The organism is Serratia sp. KG1D (genome assembly GCF_037150675.1).
GTDB classification, from domain to species: domain Bacteria; phylum Pseudomonadota; class Gammaproteobacteria; order Enterobacterales; family Enterobacteriaceae; genus Serratia; species Serratia nematodiphila.
Map to the genome: position 1 here is coordinate 1,375,784 of NZ_JBAGIH010000001.1, position 18,419 is coordinate 1,394,202.

Below are 18,419 nucleotides of genomic sequence, written 5' to 3' on the forward strand. Positions count from 1 at the left end.
ATGAAAAAGGGCGCCTCATGGCGCCCTTGATGTTATTGACGTAGATAGACCTGCGGCAGCGACGCTTCGGGATGATGCACCACGCCGAGATCGGCCTGATACCAGCGGGTGAGAATGTCGGCCTGCAGCACTTCCTGCGGCGTGCCGCTCGCCACCAAGCGGCCCTGATGCAACAGCAGGATCCGATCGGCGTACAGCGCGGCCAGATTGAGATCGTGCAGCACGCAGCAGACGCCCAGCGGCTGTTGGCGCGTCAGCGAGCGCAGCAGGCGCAGGGTGTGCTGCTGGTGATACAGGTCCAGCGCCGAGGTCGGCTCGTCGAGGAACAGCCAGGCGGGGGACGGTTGCGGCTGCCACAGCTGCGCCAACACCCGCGCCAGCTGCACCCGTTGTTGTTCGCCGCCGGAAAGCTGACGGTAGTCGCGCTGCGCCAGCGCCAGGCAGTCGGTTTGTTCCATCACCTGTTGGAGCGCCTGATGCTGGTCGCGTTTGCCGTGCGGCGCCCGCCCCATGCTGACCACTTCTTCCACGCTGAAGGGAAACGCCAGATCGCTGTACTGGCGCATCACGGCCCGGACTTTGGCCAACTGCTGCGGCGCCCAGTGTTCCAGCGGGCGGTCGAGCAGCCGGCATTCGCCACAGTCCGGCGTCAGATAGCCGGTCAGCAAGCGCAACAGCGTCGATTTTCCGGCGCCGTTAGGGCCGATAATCGCCACCATCTCACCGCCGGCGAGGCTGAGTGAAACGTCGTTGATCAGGCGGCGCGCACCGAGGCTGTAGCGCAGCTCTCGGGCCGTCAGGCAGGCGGCGTTATCCACCGGTTCGCTCCCGCTGGCGCATCACCAGCCACAAGAAGTAAGGACCGCCGATCAGGCTGGTCATCAACCCCACCGGCATTTCGGCCGGCGCCACCAGCGTGCGCGCCAGCGTATCGCTGACCAGCAACAGGCAGGCGCCGCCCAGCGCGGAGCAGGGCAGCAGCCAGCGGTGATCGCCGCCGAGGCGCATGCGAACCAGATGGGGCACCACCAGACCGACGAAGCCGATCACGCCGCTCATCGCCACCGCCGCGCCGATCAGCAGGGCGCTCAGCAACAGCAGCTGCAGCTTGGCGCGCTGGACGTTAACCCCGAGGTAGTGGGCCTCTTCATCCCCCAGCTGCAACAGGTTCAGCCGGCGCGCCTGCAGCAGCGTCAGCAGCGCCGTAGGCAAAATCAGCGAGGCGGAAACCGCCAGCGTCGGCCACTGCGACTGGCTGAGGCTGCCCATCATCCACAGCGAGAACTGGCGCAGCTGTTGATCGCTGCTGACGTAGGAGAGCACGCCGATGGCCGCCATGCACAGGGCGTTGATGGCGATGCCCGCCAGCAGCAGTCGCGACAGATTGCCGTGCCCGCTGCGGCTGATGCCGTAGATCAATAACGATACCAGCAGGCTGCCGAGGAACGCCGCCAGCATATGGCCGTATAGCGCGATCGTCACCGGCAACGCCAGCGGCATCACGATGAACAGCGCGACAAACAACGCGCCGCCGCTGCTGATGCCCAGCAGGCTAGGATCCGCCAGTGGGTTGCGGAACAGCCCCTGCATCACGGCGCCGGACACGGCCAGCGCGCAGCCGATCACCACCGCCAGCAGCACGCGCGGCAGGCGGATATTCAGCCAGATGTGCCAGGCGGCATCGCTGAAAGGTTCGTGCCACAGAGTGCGAAACGACAGCGTCAGCGCGCCCAGGTTGGCGGCGACCAGCGCCAGCAGCGTCAGCAGCACTAGCAGACCGATGATGGCCCACTGAGGCGAGGTGCGGCAGCGCATTACTTTTGCTCCGCCGCGTGGCGCAGCTTGGCCAGCGCCGCCGGCGTTTCCAGACCGAAGCCCAACAGCGCCATGTCATCGACGATCAGCACGCGACGCTGCTTTCCTGCCGGCGTCAACGCCAGGCCCGGCAGCGTCCACAGCTGCTGTTCGCCGCCGAGGGTGCGCACGCCGTCGGTGGTGACCAGCAACAGATCCGGCGCGCTGGCGATGACGCCTTCCTGCGACAGCGGGCGGTAGCGGTCAAAGCCCTGCATGGCGTTTTTCAGGCCGGCGGCGGCGATCACCGCGTCGGCGGCGGTGTGTTGCCCGGCCGCCATCGGCGTAATGCCGCCGTGGCTCATCACGAACAGCACCTTCACCGGCAGCGGAGTGGTATCGACCGCCGCCAGCTGCTGTTGATAGCGCTCGCTCAGCTGTTTGCCTTGCTCAACGCGTTGCAACGCGGCGGCGATCGCGGCGATCTTCTGCGGCACCGCCTGCAGGGTGGTGTCACCCGGCACGCTGACCACTTTGACGCCGCTGTCCGCCAGCTGTTTGAGCACCAGCGCCGGCTGTGCCAGCTCGGTCGTCAGCACCAGCGTCGGCTTCAGCGCCAGAATGCCTTCGGCGTTCAGCTGGCGCATATAGCCGACGTCCGGCAGCTTTTTCACCGCTTCCGGATGTAGGCTGGTGCTATCGCGGGCGATCACGTCGTCGCCGGCGCCGAGCGCAAAGGCGATTTCCGTCACGTCGCCGCCGATCGAGACGATGCGCTGTGCCGCCGCGGCGGTGAGCGGCAGCGCCAGCGTCATCATCAGCGCCAGGCGGCGGATTAAGGAAGATTTCATGCGGCGATATCCTTGGCGGCGAGCGCAGCAACCTGTTCGCGCCACTGGGTTTGCTCCGGCTGGCCTTCGGTGCGTTGGCCATACAGCTGCGCGATCTGCGTGCCGTCTGCGGCGAACAGCTCCAGGCTGGTGACGATGCCGTCCTTGGTCGGTTTACGGGTGATCCAGCTTTCGGCGATGGCGCCTTCAATCAGATGCAGCGTGAAGCGGCGGTTGAACACGTTAATCCAGCCTTCCTGCGGCATCAGACGTTCGATCTGGCCGGTGAAGATCTGCACGCAGCCGCGGTTGCCGACGAAGATCATGATCTCGTTTTGCTGCTGCTGCGCCGCTTCCAGCAACTGCGACAGCGCGCTGTTGTCTACCTGATAGGCCAGATCGTCGCCGACGGCGCGGAAGGCCTGTTGGCGCGTGAGCTTATTGCGGCTCAGCAGCTGGAAGAACTGGTGAACGTCGGTCATCGCGCGCCACTCAGCGTCGATTTTGGCATGATCTTGCGTCGTTTCATCCGAGGCGCTCGCCTCGGCGGGCTGCAGCGCCAGCGCCGGGTTTTCTTCGCTCAGATGGCGCTCCACCAGCGCCATCCAGGCCGGCAGATCGGTTTCTTCGGTGGTATAGACCTTGTGCAGCGCATCGCCCTGTTGGTCGAAGAACTGAATGCTGTGGCGCACGCCGCGCTTGTTGGTTTCGCTCATGGCGAAGACGCTGGTCCAGTGGTTGAGGAACAGGCGCAGATCCAGCTCGCGCGGGTTGAGGATCAGCCCGGCGTGGCCGTTGAGGTGCTGGTTGCGGTAGCGGCCCATCTGCTCATGTACCGCATAGCTGTTGCGGGTGATGGACTTGGTGACGCCCACTTGCTCGAGTTCGGTCAGCAACGTGCGGGCGTCGGCCTGCAGGCGGCGGGCGTCGTGGCCAACGCGGGCGTGCGTCAGTTCCGCTTCGCTGACGCCGAGGATCGCCGCCAGATCGCGGGCGTATTTGCCTGGGTGGTCGATTTTGGCCTGTTGGTAGCGTTCGTATAGGGTGTTGCTCATGCGGGATTCTCCTGCGCTGTAATGCGAATGGCGGACACACCGGGTGTCCGCCTGATAGTCAAATGATCACCACTGGTAGCTGACCAGCAGTTTGGCGTTGCGGCCATCCTGCGGGACGCCCTGCGGCGAGTAGTATTCTTTGTCGAAGGCGTTGCCCAACACCACGGTGGTGGTCATGCCCTGCAGACGATCGCGGCCCTTGTAGCTCAGATAGAAGTCGTTGACGCCATAGCCGCCTTGCTCCGGCGTCCCCGTTTGTACGCGAGTGGCGCGTTCCGCGAAGGTGGCGACCCAGCCGGCGGACAGACCGGTTTCGCCCAGCGGCACGTCCAGCGAACTGGTGACGGTATCCGGGCTGATGTCGGCCAGCCAATCGCCGCTTTTCGCGTTCAGCTCGCCATTGCGAGACTTGTCCTTGCCGCGTGTGCGGTTGTAGGCCAGATCCCAGTTAAACCACTTGGTCTGGTAGTTCAGCGAGGTGTCCCAACCCCAAATCTTGGCGCGAGAGATATTCGCTGAGGCGGTCTGCGTTCGAGTGACATACATGAAAATGTAGTCTTTGGCGTCGGTATCGAAGTAACTGGCCTTGAATTGCAGGCTGTCATCCGCCAGCAGCAGATCATCGAAGCGCAGGCCGAAACCGGCTTCGGTGGTGCTGGTGGTTTCCGGCCGCAGATTCGGGTTAGGCACCCAATAGTTGCCGGGGAAGTGGCGCGAATCGTTGTACATCTCGCCCATGGTTGGGGCGCGGAAGGCCTGGGAATAGGAGCCGAACAGCATCAGCCAGTCGGTCGGCGAGTAGCTCAGGGCGCCACGGGACGACCATTTGTCAGCCTTGACGTCTTCGTGGCCCTGGCTGCTGCCTTTATAATCGTCGTAGCGCGTGCCCGCCAGCACGGTGATCGGAATGTCGCGCAGCGTAATTTCATCCTGCAGCCAGCCGGAGGCGAAGTTGATCTTGGCTTGCGGGAAGCTGGTGGTGGCGCCTCCCGGCTGCTGTTTCTGTTCATAGACCTCGGAGCCGTAGGTAAGCAAGTGTGACGCAAAGCTGTCGGCGAACAGGCGCGTGCGATTTTCCAGCTTGCCGCCGTTGGTGGTCTGCTTGCGGAATTCGTCGGTCGCGCCGGCGTTGTGCGCATTGATTTTGACTTCCGAGGTGTACAGCTTGACGGTGGCGTCCAGCCAATCCTGGCCGACCGGCTTGAGCTTATAGCTCAGAGCGGCGTCGCGCTGAATGGTGGAACGGTTGGTCATCGGGTTGCCGCTCGAGCTGTCCGGCGTCTGCGGGTTTTTCGGCTCTTGGGCGTCGTTGTTGTAATAACGCAGATCGCCGCTCAGCGACTGATTGTCGTCGATCTTCCAGGTGCCTTTGGCCAGCACGTTGCTGATGGTTTCGTCGTTAGGCGCATCGAAACCGTTGCCCTGACGCAGGTTGCCGACATCGCGGGTGCCGAACGACAGCAGGCCGTCGAGGTTATCGGTCTTGCCGTAGGCGCTGGCGCCCATGCCCAAACTGTGATCGCCGGTGCCGGCGGTGCCGTAGACGCGGAACCCGCTATCGCGGCCCGGCAGCAGCAGATCGGCGGCATCGACGGTCTCGTAAGCGATAACGCCGCCCAGCGCGCCGCTGCCATACAGCAGCGCAGAAGGGCCGCGCACGATTTCAATGCGTTTGACCAGCGCCGGATCGAGGAAGGTGCCGCCGATGTGGCCGGTATCGGTCCCCTGGCGAATGCCGTCGACCAGCGTCAGCACGCCGTTCTTGCCATAGCCGCGCATCGTCACATCCTGGCCGTTGCTGCGCCCGGTGCCGTTGACGGTGATGCCCGGCACGCGCCGCAGCATATCGGCGGCGGAGGTGGCGGTCTGGCTTTCCGGCGAATTGCCTTCGATGACCGTGACCATCATCGGCGCTTCAAAGCTGCTGCGTTGGTTGCCGGTGGCGACCACGGTCATGGTCTCGTCGGCGGCTTTGGTTTTTTTAGCCGCTGCCGCGTTGGAAGGGGATGTTGTGCTGGTGTTTTGTGCCAAGGCCACCGTAGGCAGAGCGCAGGCAATCGCCAGACTCAAAGCGGAAAAACGCAGCCGGGTGGAAAATGTCAGAGGCATGGTGCAACTCTCCGTATGTAATAAAACATATCAATAGATTTGCTGGCTGCCTGGATCAAACGATCGGGGTGGCTGGCGTTTGAGGATTCTGTGGTTATTTGGTCAGGATCAATTTCCCGGCTTTGGTCTGCCGCAGTTGATAGCGCTGGCCCTGATGGGTAATGAACGCGATGCCGTCGGCGCCGAGCAGCTGTGCACTGTCGTAGCTGGGCGGCGCGTTTGCGCTGTGCTCGTTCGGGGCCGCGGCGGCGGGGGTTGGCGTGTTGGCAGTATCCATCATCATTGTGCTTAAAAAACAGACCATTAAATGGTAATTAATATCAAACTGAGAATCATTATCATGTGAAGGAAAGGTTACATCAAGGAAAATTTTCTTACCGATGGAACCTTTTTGTCGAACGGGCATCCGGCGGCGGGCCGAGCGCACTCGGCCCGTAAAAAAGGGGCGTTATTTCAGCAGGGTTTCGATGCGGTCAAACAGGCGTTCGGGTTTGGTGATCGGCGCAAAGCGCGTCACGCGCTGGCCGTCGGCGGTGAGCAGGAACTTGGTGAAGTTCCATTTGATGCGGTGGCTGCCGAGAATGCCGGGCGCCAGGCGTTTCAGCTCATTGAACAGCGGGTGCGCGCCGGGGCCGTTAACGTCGATCTTGCTGAACAGCGGGAAACTGACGCCGTAGTTAAGGCTGCAAAAATTGGCGATCTCCAGCGGGCTGCCCGGTTCCTGAGAACCAAACTGGTTACAGGGGAAGCCGAGCACCATCAGGCCGCGCTCGCGATAGTATCGCCACAGATTTTCCAGCCCGCGGTATTGCGGGGTGAAGCCGCACTTGCTGGCGGTGTTGACCACCAGGTAAGCGCGCGCCGGGAAATCGCCCAGCGTTTTTTGCTCGCCCTGCAGCGTGACGCAGGGGATGGATAACAGAGAGTGAATCATGCCGGGGCTCCCAGTGCGTTTCGGCGGGTGCTAAAGCGTTGCAATCAGTATAGATGAGCGGGACAGAAGGGAGAAAGCCGGGGCGAGGCCCCGGCCTGTGTTGCGTCAGAAACGGCTATCGACCGCATCCGCCAGCATCGCCAGCAGCTGTTCGCTGTCGGACCAGCTCAGGCAAGGATCGGTGATCGACTGGCCATAGGTCAGCGGTTGGCCGGCGACGATCTTCTGCGTGCCTTCCACCAGGAAGCTTTCCGCCATCACGCCGGTGATGGCGGCGGAGCCGGCGCGGATCTGCTGGCAGACGTTGTCGGCCACTTCCAACTGGCGGCGGTGCATTTTCTGGCAGTTGCCGTGGCTGAAGTCGATCACCAGGTGTTCAGGCAGATCGAACTCGCGCAGGCTGTCACAGGCGGCGGCGATGTCGCTGGCGTGGTAATTCGGCGTTTTGCCACCGCGCATGATGATGTGGCCATATGGGTTGCCGCTGGTCTGGTAGATGGTCATCTGGCCATGTTTGTCCGGCGACAGGAACATGTGCCCGGCGCGCGCCGCGCGAATGGCGTCGATGGCGATGCGGGTGTTGCCGTCGGTGCCGTTTTTGAAGCCGACCGGGCAGGAAAGCGCCGAGGCCATTTCACGGTGGATCTGGCTTTCGGTGGTGCGCGCGCCGATGGCGCCCCAGCTGATCAGGTCGGCGATATATTGGCCAACCACCATGTCCAGGAATTCGGTGGCGGTCGGCAGGCCGAGCTGGTTCACTTCCAGCAGCAGGCGGCGCGCCATTTCGATGCCGCGGTTCACCTGGAAGGTGCCGTCCAGCGCCGGATCGGAGATCAGGCCTTTCCAGCCGACGACGGTGCGCGGTTTTTCGAAATAGGTGCGCATCACGATCTCCAGGCGGTCCTGGTAACGTTCGCGCAGGGCGTTCAACCGGCCGGCGTAATCGACGGCGGCGTCGAGATCGTGAATGGAGCAGGGGCCGATCACCACCAGCAGGCGGCGGTCTTCGCCGGTGAGGATTTTTTCAATGCGTTTGCGTGACGCTGTCACGTTATCGGCGACGGCCGCCGAGATCGGCAGCTTGTCCGCCAACGCTTGCGGCGTGACGAGGCTGTCGATGCGCGCGGTCCGCAGTTCATCTGTTTTGTGCATGTTGTTCCCTGGAAACTGTTCTTCTCTGCGGCAGGAGTGCCGGGAAGTGATGGCGATCACAATAACGCAAAAAGCGCTGAATTCAACCGTAGAGATTGCGTTCTGTTGATCAAAGCCGCGAAAAAAAGCACAAAAAAATCAGCTGCTGCTGAAATAAACGGCAGGCGGCGGGGCGCGACGGCCCCGCGAGGAAAAGATCAAAACATGCGGCGGCTCATGCCAAGGATGTCGAGGATTTTGGTGGAGATCTCTTCGACCGAATAGTTGGTGGTATTGAGGTAGCGGATCTGATTTTTGCGGAACAGCGCCTCGACCTCGGCGATCTCCATGCGGCACTGGCGCAATGAAGCGTAGTGGCTGTTTTCGCGCCGCTCTTCGCGGATCGCCGCCAGGCGCTCCGGATCGATGGTCAGGCCGAATAATTTATGCTGAAACGGTTTCAGCGAGGCCGGCAGGTGCAAATTGTCCATATCGTCGGCGATAAACGGGTAGTTGGCGGCGCGGATGCCGAACTGCATCGCCAGATAAAGGCTGGTGGGGGTTTTGCCGCAGCGCGACACGCCGAGCAGGATCACCTGCGCCTGATCGAGGTTGCGCAGCGAAATGCCGTCGTCATGCGCCAGGGTATAGTCGATGGCGGCAATGCGCGCGTCGTATTTGCCGAGGTTGCTGGCGGTCAGGCCGTGGGTGCGGTTCGGCACCGGCGTCGGCTCCACCTCCAGCTCACCCTGCAGCGGGCCGACCAGCGCCTGCACGATATCCTGACAGAAGCCTTGGCTCTGAACGATCACGTCGCGCACTTCCGGCGAGATGATGGAGTAAAACACCAGCGGCCGTACACCGGTTTCATTATAGATATCATCGATTTGTTGGCGAACTGCGCGTGCGCGCGCCTCGGTTTCGACAAACGGCAAGGTGTACGTGGTCGCCGTGACCGGGAACTGCGACAGCACCGCGTGCCCCAGCACTTCCGCGGTGATCGCCGTACCATCCGAAATATAAAAAACGCTTCTTTCCACCCGAGGCTCCTTACCTGAAAACGGTGTTCCTGCTGTCATCACTGCCAATATCATGAGCCGCAGACGATCCGCGGGTAAAGGGGCGAGGGAAAAAATTGTGACGGCGGGGCGGTAAAGCGTCTTGCGGCGGCGCACGAAGAAAAGCGCGCTTTGGCGGCGGTAGAAATCGCGGCGCAGCGACGCTGTTCGAGCCGAAACGTAAATTTGCCGCTATTTTCACCAAAAACGATAGCGTTTGCGTGGTCATTAAAACAGAATTTTAAAAAGAGCGTAATTTGTTGAGAACTAAGCTTTTCGTGCGATTGGGAACGGTTCCCAGGCAAATCAGCCGGTTAGGACATTCTCTTAAAAACCACTTTCTTCAGTGGGTTGATCGATTCACCTTTCCATTTTCCCCGGATCAGTGTGCTAGTCTGATTCGGCTCCGTGTTAGCGGTGCCGTAAAGCAAGCGAATTAAATCCGTCTTTACCCTACTGATAGCAATAAGGATTGTCTCGATGTCCAACAATGGCCCAGACTTGCGTAATGTGCTTTGGTACAACCAGCTTGGCATGCACGACGTTGACCGTGTCGGCGGCAAAAATGCCTCCCTCGGTGAAATGATCACCAATCTTTCCGATTTGGGCGTGGCCGTGCCTAACGGTTTTGCCACCACCGCACAGGCGTTTAACGATTTCCTCGAACAAAGCGGTGTTAACCAGCGCATCTATCAGTTACTGGATCAGACTGACGTTGACGACGTTGCCCAACTGGCCAAGGCCGGCGCCCAGATCCGCCAATGGGTGATCGACACGCCGTTCCACGCCGAGTTCGAGCGTGAAATTCATCAGGCTTACCAACAGCTCGCCGACGGCGAACCGGAAGCTTCCTTTGCGGTGCGCTCCTCCGCCACGGCGGAAGACATGCCGGACGCCTCCTTTGCCGGTCAGCAGGAAACCTTCCTCAACGTGCAGGGCATCGACGCCGTAATGGTGGCGATCAAGCACGTGTTCGCGTCGCTGTTCAACGATCGCGCCATCTCTTATCGCGTGCACCAGGGCTACGATCACCGCGGCGTGGCGTTGTCGGCCGGCGTACAGCGCATGGTGCGCTCGGATCTGGCCTCCTCGGGCGTCATGTTCACCATCGACACCGAGTCCGGCTTTGATCAGGTGGTCTTCATCACCTCCGCTTTCGGCTTGGGTGAAATGGTGGTGCAGGGCGCGGTGAACCCGGATGAGTTCTACGTGCACAAACCGACGCTGCAAAACGGCAAGCCGGCGATCGTGCGCCGCAACCTGGGTTCGAAAAAGATCCGCATGGTATACGCGCCGTCGCAGGATCACGGCAAGCAGGTGCGCATCGAAGACGTGCCGGAAGCGCAGCGCAGCCGTTTCTCGCTGACGGATGAAGAAGTGCAGGCGCTGGCGCAGCAGGCGATCCTGATCGAAAAACATTACGGCCGCCCGATGGATATCGAGTGGGCGAAAGACGGCCATACCGGCAAGCTGCTGATCGTGCAGGCGCGCCCGGAGACCGTACGCTCCAACGAGCAGACCATGGAACGCTACCAGCTGAACGGCACCAGCCCGGTGCTGGTGGAAGGCCGCGCCATCGGCCACCGCATCGGCGCCGGTCCGGTGAAAGTGATCCACGACATCAGCGAAATGGATCGCATCCAGCCGGGCGACGTGCTGGTGACCGACATGACCGACCCGGACTGGGAGCCGATCATGAAGAAGGCCGCCGCGATCGTCACCAACCGCGGCGGGCGCACCTGTCACGCGGCGATCATCGCCCGTGAGCTGGGCATTCCGGCGGTGGTGGGCTGTGGCCACGCCACCGACGTGCTGAAAGACGGCCAGAAAGTCACCGTCTCCTGCGCGGAAGGCGACACCGGCTTCGTTTACAGCGACATGCTGGACTTCAGCGTGCAGAGCTCCGAAGTGACCGAGCTGCCGGATCTGCCGCTGAAGATCATGATGAACGTCGGCAACCCGGATCGCGCTTTCGACTTCGCGCGTTTGCCGAACGAAGGCGTGGGCCTGGCTCGGCTGGAATTTATCATCAACCGCATGATCGGCGTGCACCCGCGCGCGCTGCTGGAGTTCGACCAGCAGACGCCGGCGCTGCAAAATGAAATTCGCGCGCTGATGCAGGGTTACGATCACCCGGTCGAGTTCTACGTCGGTCGCCTGACCGAAGGCATCGCGACGCTGGGCGCCGCCTTCTGGCCGAAGCGCGTGATCGTGCGTCTGTCCGACTTCAAATCCAACGAGTACGCCAACCTGGTGGGCGGCGACAAGTATGAACCGCACGAAGAGAACCCGATGTTGGGCTTCCGCGGCGCCGGCCGTTACGTGGCCGACAGTTTCCGCGATTGCTTCGCGCTGGAGTGCGAGGCGGTGAAACGCGTGCGTAACGATATGGGGCTGACCAACGTTGAAATCATGGTGCCGTTCGTGCGCACCGTGGCGCAGGCGGAAGCGGTGGTGGCCGAGTTGGCGCGTCAGGGGCTGAAACGCGGCGAAAACGGGTTGAAAGTGATCATGATGTGCGAAATCCCGTCCAATGCGCTGTTGGCGGATCAGTTCCTCGAGCACTTCGACGGCTTCTCCATCGGCTCCAACGACATGACTCAGCTGGCGCTGGGGCTCGATCGCGATTCCGGCGTAGTGTCGGAACTGTTCGACGAGCGCAACGAGGCGGTGAAAGCGCTGCTGTCGATGGCGATTCAGGCGGCCAAGCGCCACGGCAAATACGTCGGCATCTGCGGCCAGGGCCCGTCTGACCATGAAGACTTCGCCGAGTGGCTGATGGAGCAGGGCATCGACAGCCTGTCGCTCAACCCGGACACTGTGGTGCAGACCTGGATCAATTTGTCGAAAAAGAAATAATGTCTCGGCCTCACTGAGGCATTAACGTCGGGCCGCAGTTAACGCTGCGGCCTTTTTATTTCCGAATGTAAATAACGGCGCGTAAAATAATCAATTCGACGAAAAAAGAATAAAAAAAAGCCCACCGTAGGAGATGGGCAAAGACTACACACAGCAATTCACATGTATGGCATTACATTGTTCAGAAAGGTTGCTTTAAAATCAGTGATTTGAAGCAATAGATGGCCATAATACTAGATTTTTGAACGCGACTAGTCATTAAGAATCATCCTAATCGATAGCGGCATCACATTTTATTTGCGGGAGTTATCTCTTTTTTCCGTTTGCAACAAACAGGGATTTACATTGCATCTTTCATTCGCCGTACCGTAATCAATATAGGGCGGCATTATATTGGGCGGAAATATTACTCGAATGAGGTAGAAATAATGACGGGCGTGAAAAGCTCCGCCCGACGCTGCGGGCGGAAGGGGGAATTAGCGTTTTTCCAGATCGTCGATGACTTGCTCCGGCGCGGAGGTCGGCTCCGGCGCTTCATCCATCCAAGCGGTCAGCAGGCGATAAGATACCGCCAACACCACCGGGCCGATGAACAGGCCAATCATGCCGAAGGCCAGCAAACCGCCGATAACGCCGGACAGGATCAGCAGCAGCGGCAGATCGGCGCCCATGCGGATCAGCACCGGGCGCAGCACGTTATCCAGCGTGGCCACCACGCAGCTCCAGACCAGCAGCACGGTGCCCCAGGTGGTGTCGCCGTGCCAGTACAGCCAGATGATGGCCGGCACCAGCACCAACAGCGGCCCCAATTGCGCCACACAGCAGATGAAGATCAGCATCGTCAGCAGAGTGGCGGCAGGAATGCCGCTTACCGCCAGACCGATGCCGCCCAGCACCGACTGCACCAACGCCGTCACCACCACGCCCAGCGCGACGGCGCGGATCGCCTGGCCGCCCAGCAGCACCGCCGCATCGCCGCGCGCGGAACCGAGGCGCACCGCAAAGTGGCGGATACCCAGCGCCACCTGCTCACCGCGCGCATACAACAAGGCGCTGAACAGCAGCATCAGCGCGCAGTGCAGCAGCAGACGGCCGATATGCGCCGCCTGCGCCACGAACCAGGTGGCGGTTTGGCCAAAGTACGGCTGCACCTTCGCCAGCAGCGCAGCGCCGCCGGCGTTAACCAGCGTGTGGTAGCTGGTATAGAGTTTGTCGCCGATCATCGGCACGGACTGCAGCCAGGCGAGATCGGGAATATGCAGTTTGCCCGGCGAACTGGCCCAGGCGATCAGCGGCGCGCTGTTATCCACCACGCTGCTGATCAGCAGTGAGATAGGCAGAATGAACAGCAGGATCAGCAGCAGGGTCATGACCAACACCGCCAGCGAACGGCGGCCCCACAGCAGCTTTTGCAGTTTGAGCAGCAGCGGCCAGGTGGCGATCACCACCATGCCCGCCCAGGCGAAGCCGAGAATAAACGGTTGGATCACCCAAAAACAGGCGACGATCATGATGGCGATAAACAGCACGCCGAAAATAATTCGCGGTAAGTCGTAACGCGATTGCGGGAGTGGCATCAGTGGGTTCTCATCCTGGTCAATTAAATCCCTGGCACCGGCGAATCGGGGTGCCTGTCGGTCGGTTTCTCACCGCCGGGCGGCCGCCTGTGGCGGCGCTCGCAGGGCGGTAATAATGTGAATGCCTTCACTAAACGAGTATGTTAGTTTTTAGTGTCACTAAAAAATAGGGTGGGTCTGAATTAAAGGCCCGATTCAGCGTACATCAGCGCATAAAAAATAGACGGACAGGGTCAAAAAAGCGAATGATCCCACAGATTTCTCAGGCGCCCGGCCTGGTTCAACGGGTGCTCGACTTTTTGGAAGCACTGAAGCAAAACGGATTCAACGGCGATACCGCCACCAGCTATGCCGACCGGCTGACGATGGCCACCGACAACAGTATCTATCAGCTGCTGCCCGATGCGGTGGTGTTCCCCCGTTCCACCGCCGACGTGGCGCTGATCGCCCGTCTGGCCGGAGAAGAGCGCTTCAACACGCTGACCTTCAGCCCGCGCGGCGGCGGCACCGGCACCAACGGCCAGTCGCTCAATACCGGCATCGTGGTCGATATGTCGCGCCATATGAACCGCATTCTGGAGATCAACGTCGAACAAGGCTGGGTGAAAGTCGAAGCCGGGGTGATCAAGGACCAGTTGAATCAATACCTGCGGCCGTTCGGCTACTTCTTCTCGCCGGAACTGTCCACCAGCAACCGCGCCACGCTGGGGGGAATGATCAACACCGATGCCTCCGGCCAGGGCTCGCTGGTGTACGGCAAAACCTCCGATCACGTGTTGGGCCTGCGGGCGGTGCTGCTGGGCGGTGAGATGATCGATACCCGCGCCATGCCGACGGCGCTGGCGGAAACGATTGCTCTGGAAGAGACCGCCGAAGGGCGCATCTACCGCACGGTGCTCAACCGCTGCCGCGAGCAGCGCGCGCTGATCCTGGAGAAATTCCCCAAGCTCAACCGCTTCCTCACCGGTTACGATCTGCGCCACGTGCTGAGCGACGATCTGCAAACCTTCGATTTGACGCGTATTCTGACCGGCGCCGAGGGCACGCTGGCGTTTATCACTGAGGCGCGGCTGGACATCACGCCGCTGCCGAAGGTGCGTCGTCTGGTTAACGTGAAGTACGACTCCTTCGACTCGGCGCTGCGCAATGCGCCCTTTATGGTCGAGGCCAAGGCGCTGTCGGTGGAAACCATCGATTCCAAGGTGCTGAACCTGGCGCGTGAAGACATCGTTTGGCACTCGGTGAACGAACTGATCGCCGACGTGCCGGATAAAGAGATGCTCGGGCTGAACATCGTCGAGTTCGCCGGCGACGATCGGGCGCTGATCGACGGCCAGATGGAGGCCCTGTGCCAACGGCTGGACGAATTGATCGCGCAGCGGCAGGGCGGCGTGATCGGGTACCAGATCTGCGGCGATCTGGCGGGCATCGAGCGCATTTACAACATGCGCAAGAAGGCGGTCGGGCTGCTGGGCAACGCCAAAGGGCGCGCCAAGCCGATTCCGTTCGCCGAGGACACCTGTGTGCCGCCGCAACATCTGGCGGACTATATCGTCGAATTTCGGCAACTGCTCGATGACCACAATCTGAGCTATGGCATGTTTGGCCACGTCGACGCCGGGGTGCTGCATGTGCGCCCGGCGCTCGACATGTGCGACCCGCAGCAGGAAGTGCTGATGAAGCAGATCTCCGATCGGGTGGTGGCGCTGACCGCCAAATACGGCGGCCTGCTGTGGGGGGAACACGGCAAGGGGTTCCGCGCGGAATACAGCCCTGAATTCTTCGGAGAAACGCTGTATGAAGAGCTGCGCCGCATCAAGGCGGCGTTCGATCCGGATAACCGCCTGAACCCAGGCAAGATCTGTTCGCCGCTGGCGGTGGATGCGCCGATGATGCAGGTGGATGCGGTCAAACGCGGCACCTTCGATCGCCAGATCCCGGTCGAGGTGCGCACCTCGTTCCGTGGCGCGCTGGAGTGTAACGGCAACGGTCTGTGCTTCAACTTCGACGTGCGCAGCCCGATGTGCCCGTCGATGAAGATCAGCGGCAACCGCATTCATTCGCCGAAAGGGCGGGCGACGCTGGTGCGCGAGTGGCTGCGTCTGTTGGCCGAGCAGGGGGTCGATCCGCTGGCGCTGGAGAAACAGCTGCCGCAGCAGCGCCTCAGCTTGCGCGGCCTGATCGAGAAAACCCGCAACAGCTGGCACGCCGGCAAGGGCGAGTACGACTTCTCGCACGAAGTGAAAGAGGCGATGTCCGGCTGCCTGGCCTGCAAGGCCTGTTCAACCCAGTGTCCCATCAAGATTGACGTGCCGGGATTTCGTTCGCGCTTCCTGCAGCTCTACCACACTCGCTATCTGCGCCCGGTAAGCGACTACATGGTCGCCGGTGTGGAGAGCTATACCCCGTTGATGGCCCGCGCGCCAAAGGTGTTCAACTTCTTCTTCCGCCAGCCGTGGCTGCGGGAGATGAGCCGCAACGCCATCGGCATGGTCGATCTGCCGCTGTTGTCAAGCCCGACGCTGCGTCAGCAGCTGTCCGGCCACCGCGCGACCACGCTGACGCTGGAGCAGTTGGAAGGGCTGAGCGCCGAGCAGCGCGCAGAACACGTGTTGATCGTCCAGGATCCGTTCACCAGCTATTACGACGCCAAAGTGGTGGCGGACTTTGTCCGGCTGGTGGAGAAGCTCGGCTATAAACCGGTGCTGCTGCCGTTCTCGCCGAACGGCAAGGCGCAACATGTGAAAGGTTTCCTGACGCGCTTCGCCCGCACCGCGCGCAAAACCGCCGATTTCCTCAACCGCGTGGCGCAGCTAGGCATGCCGCTGGTGGGCGTCGATCCGGCGCTGGTGCTGTGTTACCGCGACGAATACCGCGAGATCCTCGGCGCCGAGCGCGGCGATTTCCAGGTGCAGCTGGTGCATGAATGGCTGCAGCAGCGGATCGCGGATCGCGCCGAACAGCCGGCGACCGGCGAGCCGTGGTATCTGTTCGGCCACTGCACCGAAACCACCGCGCTGCCGGCCAGCGGCCAACAGTGGGCGGCGATCTTCGCCCGTTTCGGCGCCAAACTGGAGAACGTCAGCGTCGGCTGCTGCGGCATGGCGGGCACTTACGGCCATGAAGCCAAGAACCTGCAAAACTCGCTCGGCATTTATGAGCTATCATGGCATCCGACGTTACAGCGTTTGCCGCGGCAGCGCTGCCTGGCGACCGGCTATTCCTGCCGCAGCCAGGTGAAACGCATCGAGGGCAATGGCGTGCGCCACCCATTACAGGCACTTCTGGAGATGATTGAGTGAAATTGTGGAAACGTGAAACATCGCTGGAGCAGCTGAACCGCGCCGGCGACGGCTGCATGGTCAGCCATGTGGGCATCGAGTTTACCCAATTGGGCGAGGATTTCCTCGAGGCCACCATGCCGGTCGATGGCCGCACCCGGCAGCCGTTCGGGCTGTTGCACGGCGGGGCGTCGGTGGTGCTGGCGGAATCGATGGGATCGATGGCCGGCTACCTGTGCAGTGAGGGCGAGCAGAAAGTGGTGGGGCTGGAGATCAACGCCAACCACCTGCGCGCGGTGTTCGATGGCCAGGTGCGCGGGGTGTGCCGCGCACTGCACGTCGGCCGTCGCCATCAGGTGTGGCAAATCGAGATCTTCGACGCGCGCGATCGGTTGTGCTGCACCTCGCGTCTGACCACGGCGGTCATCGACTGATCCCCGCCGCTTTCCGCAGGCGATCGGCCTGCGGAGCCTTTCGCTTTACAGCTGAAACGGCACGCGTTTGACGAAGTCCTTCTGAAACGCGTTCGCCTTCTCCCAGGTGCCTTCCATTGCATATTTTTGGCAGATCAGCGTCAGCGTATGGCGGGCGAAGTGGTAGCTTTGCACCCGAAACAGCTGGCAACGCTGTGGGTTGTTGATCTCGACGATCAGCCGGTTGTGCAGCTTGCTGAGCGCGTGCAGGTAGCTGTCGTCGTCGCCGTTCTCCAGACACAAATTGGCCATGGTAAGGCTGACGCTGTTGTACCGCTTCAGGTGGTCGATATTGCATTCCGGGCGCCGTAGCGCCGCTTCGGCCATGTAAAAGTCCACCGTGGCGTCGCGCACGCTGAATTTGTAGTCATCAATCTTGCCCAGCAACCATGCGTTGATCGAAAGAGTCATTGGCTTCGCGCTCAAATTCAAATTGAATGATAATCATTATCATATAAACTGCCGCGTTGCCGATCAATCCCCGGCGTGGCGTTTTTTCATCGCGCGGGGTGTAAAAGGCCGCCGACGACCCAACTTGATGCTGAGCGACTAAACTTTAACCTGAGGGCGCGCGCTTGCTCTGCGCCACGAAATGCCGATAAACGCACATTTACGACAGACAGAATGCAGAAATAGGTATTTTCTATGAATGTTTAGATCGGCAACGTACCGCGGCGCTGTAACGCTGACGGGCCACCGGGGAGTGCGGTACGGTGATGCAGGATAAAGAACAAATTCATAGGGATAGCATGCACACCTTGCCGCCAGACGCCGCAAGCCGCCACGGATGTCCCGCTGGCTTGCCGCACGCCGCAGCGAAAAACCGCGCTTGCGGCGGATACCCCCGCAAAACAAACGGTTGAAGTGATAATCGTTATCACTAACATATAAGCAACCCAGATTGGCTGTGGCCAAACACGAGTGTGAGGTAGACCCTATGCAAACGGAAAATGTCGGCACTTTTTCTCTGGATGAAAATGTCTGGCAAGGCATTTCGCTCAGCGACAGCGCCGTACGACAAATAACCAAACTGATGCAGCAGGATCCGCAGGTGAAAGGGCTGCAGCTAGGGGTGAAACAATCCGGCTGCGCCGGCTTTGCCTATGTGCTGGATCTGACCCGCGAACCCGCCGATGACGATCTGCTGTTTGAGCGCGACGGCGCCAAACTCTATGTGCCGCTGAAGGCCATGCCGTTCATCGATGGCACCACGGTAGATTACGTCCGCGAAGGGCTGAATCAGATATTCAAATTCAACAACCCTAAAGCTCAGCATGCCTGCGGGTGCGGCGAGAGCTTTGGCGTTTGAGCGATGCAA

At 61.0% G+C, this 18,419-nt stretch carries 15 protein-coding genes and 1 other RNA gene; 4 read left to right on the forward strand and 12 right to left on the reverse strand.

The window, feature by feature from the left end; genetic code table 11:
- Positions 1-32: 32 nt before the first annotated feature.
- From WFM45_RS06850 to ppsR, 9 genes are all read right to left on the reverse strand, one after another.
- Positions 33-818 carry a heme ABC transporter ATP-binding protein gene (locus WFM45_RS06850; protein ID WP_336954971.1) on the reverse strand — a complete coding sequence of 262 codons (786 nt, stop codon included), beginning with the start codon at positions 816-818 and terminating at the stop codon, positions 33-35.
- On the reverse strand, positions 811-1,815 hold the full coding sequence (locus tag WFM45_RS06855) for a FecCD family ABC transporter permease (RefSeq protein ID WP_060559587.1): 1,005 nt from the start codon (positions 1,813-1,815) through the stop codon (positions 811-813). The genes WFM45_RS06850 and WFM45_RS06855 overlap by 8 nt, the downstream gene beginning before the upstream one ends.
- Positions 1,815-2,645, reverse strand: coding sequence for a heme/hemin ABC transporter substrate-binding protein (locus WFM45_RS06860; RefSeq protein ID WP_060559588.1), 831 nt, complete (start codon positions 2,643-2,645; stop codon positions 1,815-1,817). Before WFM45_RS06860 ends, WFM45_RS06855 begins: the two co-directional genes overlap by 1 nt.
- A complete protein-coding gene (locus WFM45_RS06865) occupies positions 2,642-3,679 on the reverse strand; it encodes a hemin-degrading factor (RefSeq protein WP_103085613.1) in 1,038 nt (345 codons plus the stop codon). The genes WFM45_RS06860 and WFM45_RS06865 overlap by 4 nt, the downstream gene beginning before the upstream one ends.
- 66 nt (positions 3,680-3,745) lie before the next feature.
- Positions 3,746-5,788 (reverse strand): TonB-dependent hemoglobin/transferrin/lactoferrin family receptor, encoded by a 2,043-nt coding sequence (locus WFM45_RS06870; protein WP_103085612.1) that lies wholly within the window; start codon positions 5,786-5,788, stop codon positions 3,746-3,748.
- Positions 5,789-5,882: 94 nt separating this feature from the next.
- Positions 5,883-6,065, reverse strand: a complete 183-nt coding sequence (gene hemP / locus WFM45_RS06875; protein ID WP_004931384.1) for a hemin uptake protein HemP — start codon at positions 6,063-6,065, stop codon at positions 5,883-5,885.
- Between the two features lie 171 nt (positions 6,066-6,236).
- Positions 6,237-6,722, reverse strand: a complete 486-nt coding sequence (locus tag WFM45_RS06880) for a glutathione peroxidase (protein ID WP_048323189.1) — start codon at positions 6,720-6,722, stop codon at positions 6,237-6,239.
- A 105-nt stretch (positions 6,723-6,827) separates the two neighbouring features.
- A complete protein-coding gene (locus tag WFM45_RS06885) occupies positions 6,828-7,874 on the reverse strand; it encodes a 3-deoxy-7-phosphoheptulonate synthase (RefSeq protein WP_004931381.1) in 1,047 nt (348 codons plus the stop codon).
- 197 nt (positions 7,875-8,071) lie between these two features.
- On the reverse strand, positions 8,072-8,932 hold the full coding sequence (ppsR, locus tag WFM45_RS06890; protein WP_336954972.1) for a posphoenolpyruvate synthetase regulatory kinase/phosphorylase PpsR: 861 nt from the start codon (positions 8,930-8,932) through the stop codon (positions 8,072-8,074).
- Between the two features lie 459 nt (positions 8,933-9,391).
- On the opposite strand from ppsR, the gene ppsA reads away from it, so the two are divergent.
- Positions 9,392-11,770, forward strand: coding sequence for a phosphoenolpyruvate synthase (gene ppsA / locus WFM45_RS06895; protein WP_004931376.1), 2,379 nt, complete (start codon positions 9,392-9,394; stop codon positions 11,768-11,770).
- Between the two features lie 109 nt (positions 11,771-11,879).
- Here the strand turns inward: ppsA and rprA are convergent.
- Both rprA and ydiK read right to left on the reverse strand, forming a co-directional pair.
- An RNA gene (gene rprA / locus WFM45_RS06900) (antisense sRNA RprA) lies at positions 11,880-11,989 on the reverse strand.
- A gap of 257 nt (positions 11,990-12,246) precedes the next feature.
- Positions 12,247-13,347 (reverse strand): AI-2E family transporter YdiK, encoded by a 1,101-nt coding sequence (gene ydiK, locus WFM45_RS06905; RefSeq protein ID WP_033633195.1) that lies wholly within the window; start codon positions 13,345-13,347, stop codon positions 12,247-12,249.
- A 245-nt stretch (positions 13,348-13,592) separates the two neighbouring features.
- Between ydiK and ydiJ the strand changes: the two genes are divergently transcribed.
- Together ydiJ and menI are read left to right on the forward strand one after the other, a co-directional pair.
- Entirely contained in the window at positions 13,593-16,649 is a 3,057-nt protein-coding gene (ydiJ, locus tag WFM45_RS06910) for a D-2-hydroxyglutarate dehydrogenase YdiJ (RefSeq protein WP_060559591.1), read from the forward strand.
- Positions 16,646-17,062, forward strand: a complete 417-nt coding sequence (gene menI / locus WFM45_RS06915; RefSeq protein WP_016927938.1) for a 1,4-dihydroxy-2-naphthoyl-CoA hydrolase — start codon at positions 16,646-16,648, stop codon at positions 17,060-17,062. The genes ydiJ and menI overlap by 4 nt, the downstream gene beginning before the upstream one ends.
- Before the next feature lie 45 nt (positions 17,063-17,107).
- Here menI and WFM45_RS06920 read toward each other — a convergent pair whose 3' ends face one another.
- Complete coding sequence (locus WFM45_RS06920) at positions 17,108-17,512, reverse strand: hypothetical protein (RefSeq protein ID WP_004931369.1); 405 nt, start codon at positions 17,510-17,512, stop codon at positions 17,108-17,110.
- Between the two features lie 526 nt (positions 17,513-18,038).
- Here WFM45_RS06920 and sufA point away from each other — a divergent pair.
- Positions 18,039-18,410, forward strand: a complete 372-nt coding sequence (gene sufA / locus WFM45_RS06925; RefSeq protein ID WP_004931368.1) for a Fe-S cluster assembly scaffold SufA — start codon at positions 18,039-18,041, stop codon at positions 18,408-18,410.
- Positions 18,411-18,419: the final 9 nt, after the last annotated feature.

Coding starts and splice junctions, on each gene's coding strand:
- ydiJ (WP_060559591.1), top strand. CDS start 13,593: ATGATCCCACAGATTTCTCAGGCGCCCGGCCTGGTTCAACGGGTGCTC.
- WFM45_RS06865 (WP_103085613.1), bottom strand. CDS start 3,679: ATGAGCAACACCCTATACGAACGCTACCAACAGGCCAAAATCGACCAC.
- WFM45_RS06920 (WP_004931369.1), bottom strand. CDS start 17,512: ATGACTCTTTCGATCAACGCATGGTTGCTGGGCAAGATTGATGACTAC.
- WFM45_RS06855 (WP_060559587.1), bottom strand. CDS start 1,815: ATGCGCTGCCGCACCTCGCCTCAGTGGGCCATCATCGGTCTGCTAGTG.
- sufA (WP_004931368.1), top strand. CDS start 18,039: ATGCAAACGGAAAATGTCGGCACTTTTTCTCTGGATGAAAATGTCTGG.
- ydiK (WP_033633195.1), bottom strand. CDS start 13,347: ATGCCACTCCCGCAATCGCGTTACGACTTACCGCGAATTATTTTCGGC.
- WFM45_RS06880 (WP_048323189.1), bottom strand. CDS start 6,722: ATGATTCACTCTCTGTTATCCATCCCCTGCGTCACGCTGCAGGGCGAG.
- WFM45_RS06870 (WP_103085612.1), bottom strand. CDS start 5,788: ATGCCTCTGACATTTTCCACCCGGCTGCGTTTTTCCGCTTTGAGTCTG.
- ppsA (WP_004931376.1), top strand. CDS start 9,392: ATGTCCAACAATGGCCCAGACTTGCGTAATGTGCTTTGGTACAACCAG.
- WFM45_RS06885 (WP_004931381.1), bottom strand. CDS start 7,874: ATGCACAAAACAGATGAACTGCGGACCGCGCGCATCGACAGCCTCGTC.
- hemP (WP_004931384.1), bottom strand. CDS start 6,065: ATGGATACTGCCAACACGCCAACCCCCGCCGCCGCGGCCCCGAACGAG.
- ppsR (WP_336954972.1), bottom strand. CDS start 8,932: ATGACAGCAGGAACACCGTTTTCAGGTAAGGAGCCTCGGGTGGAAAGA.
- WFM45_RS06860 (WP_060559588.1), bottom strand. CDS start 2,645: ATGAAATCTTCCTTAATCCGCCGCCTGGCGCTGATGATGACGCTGGCG.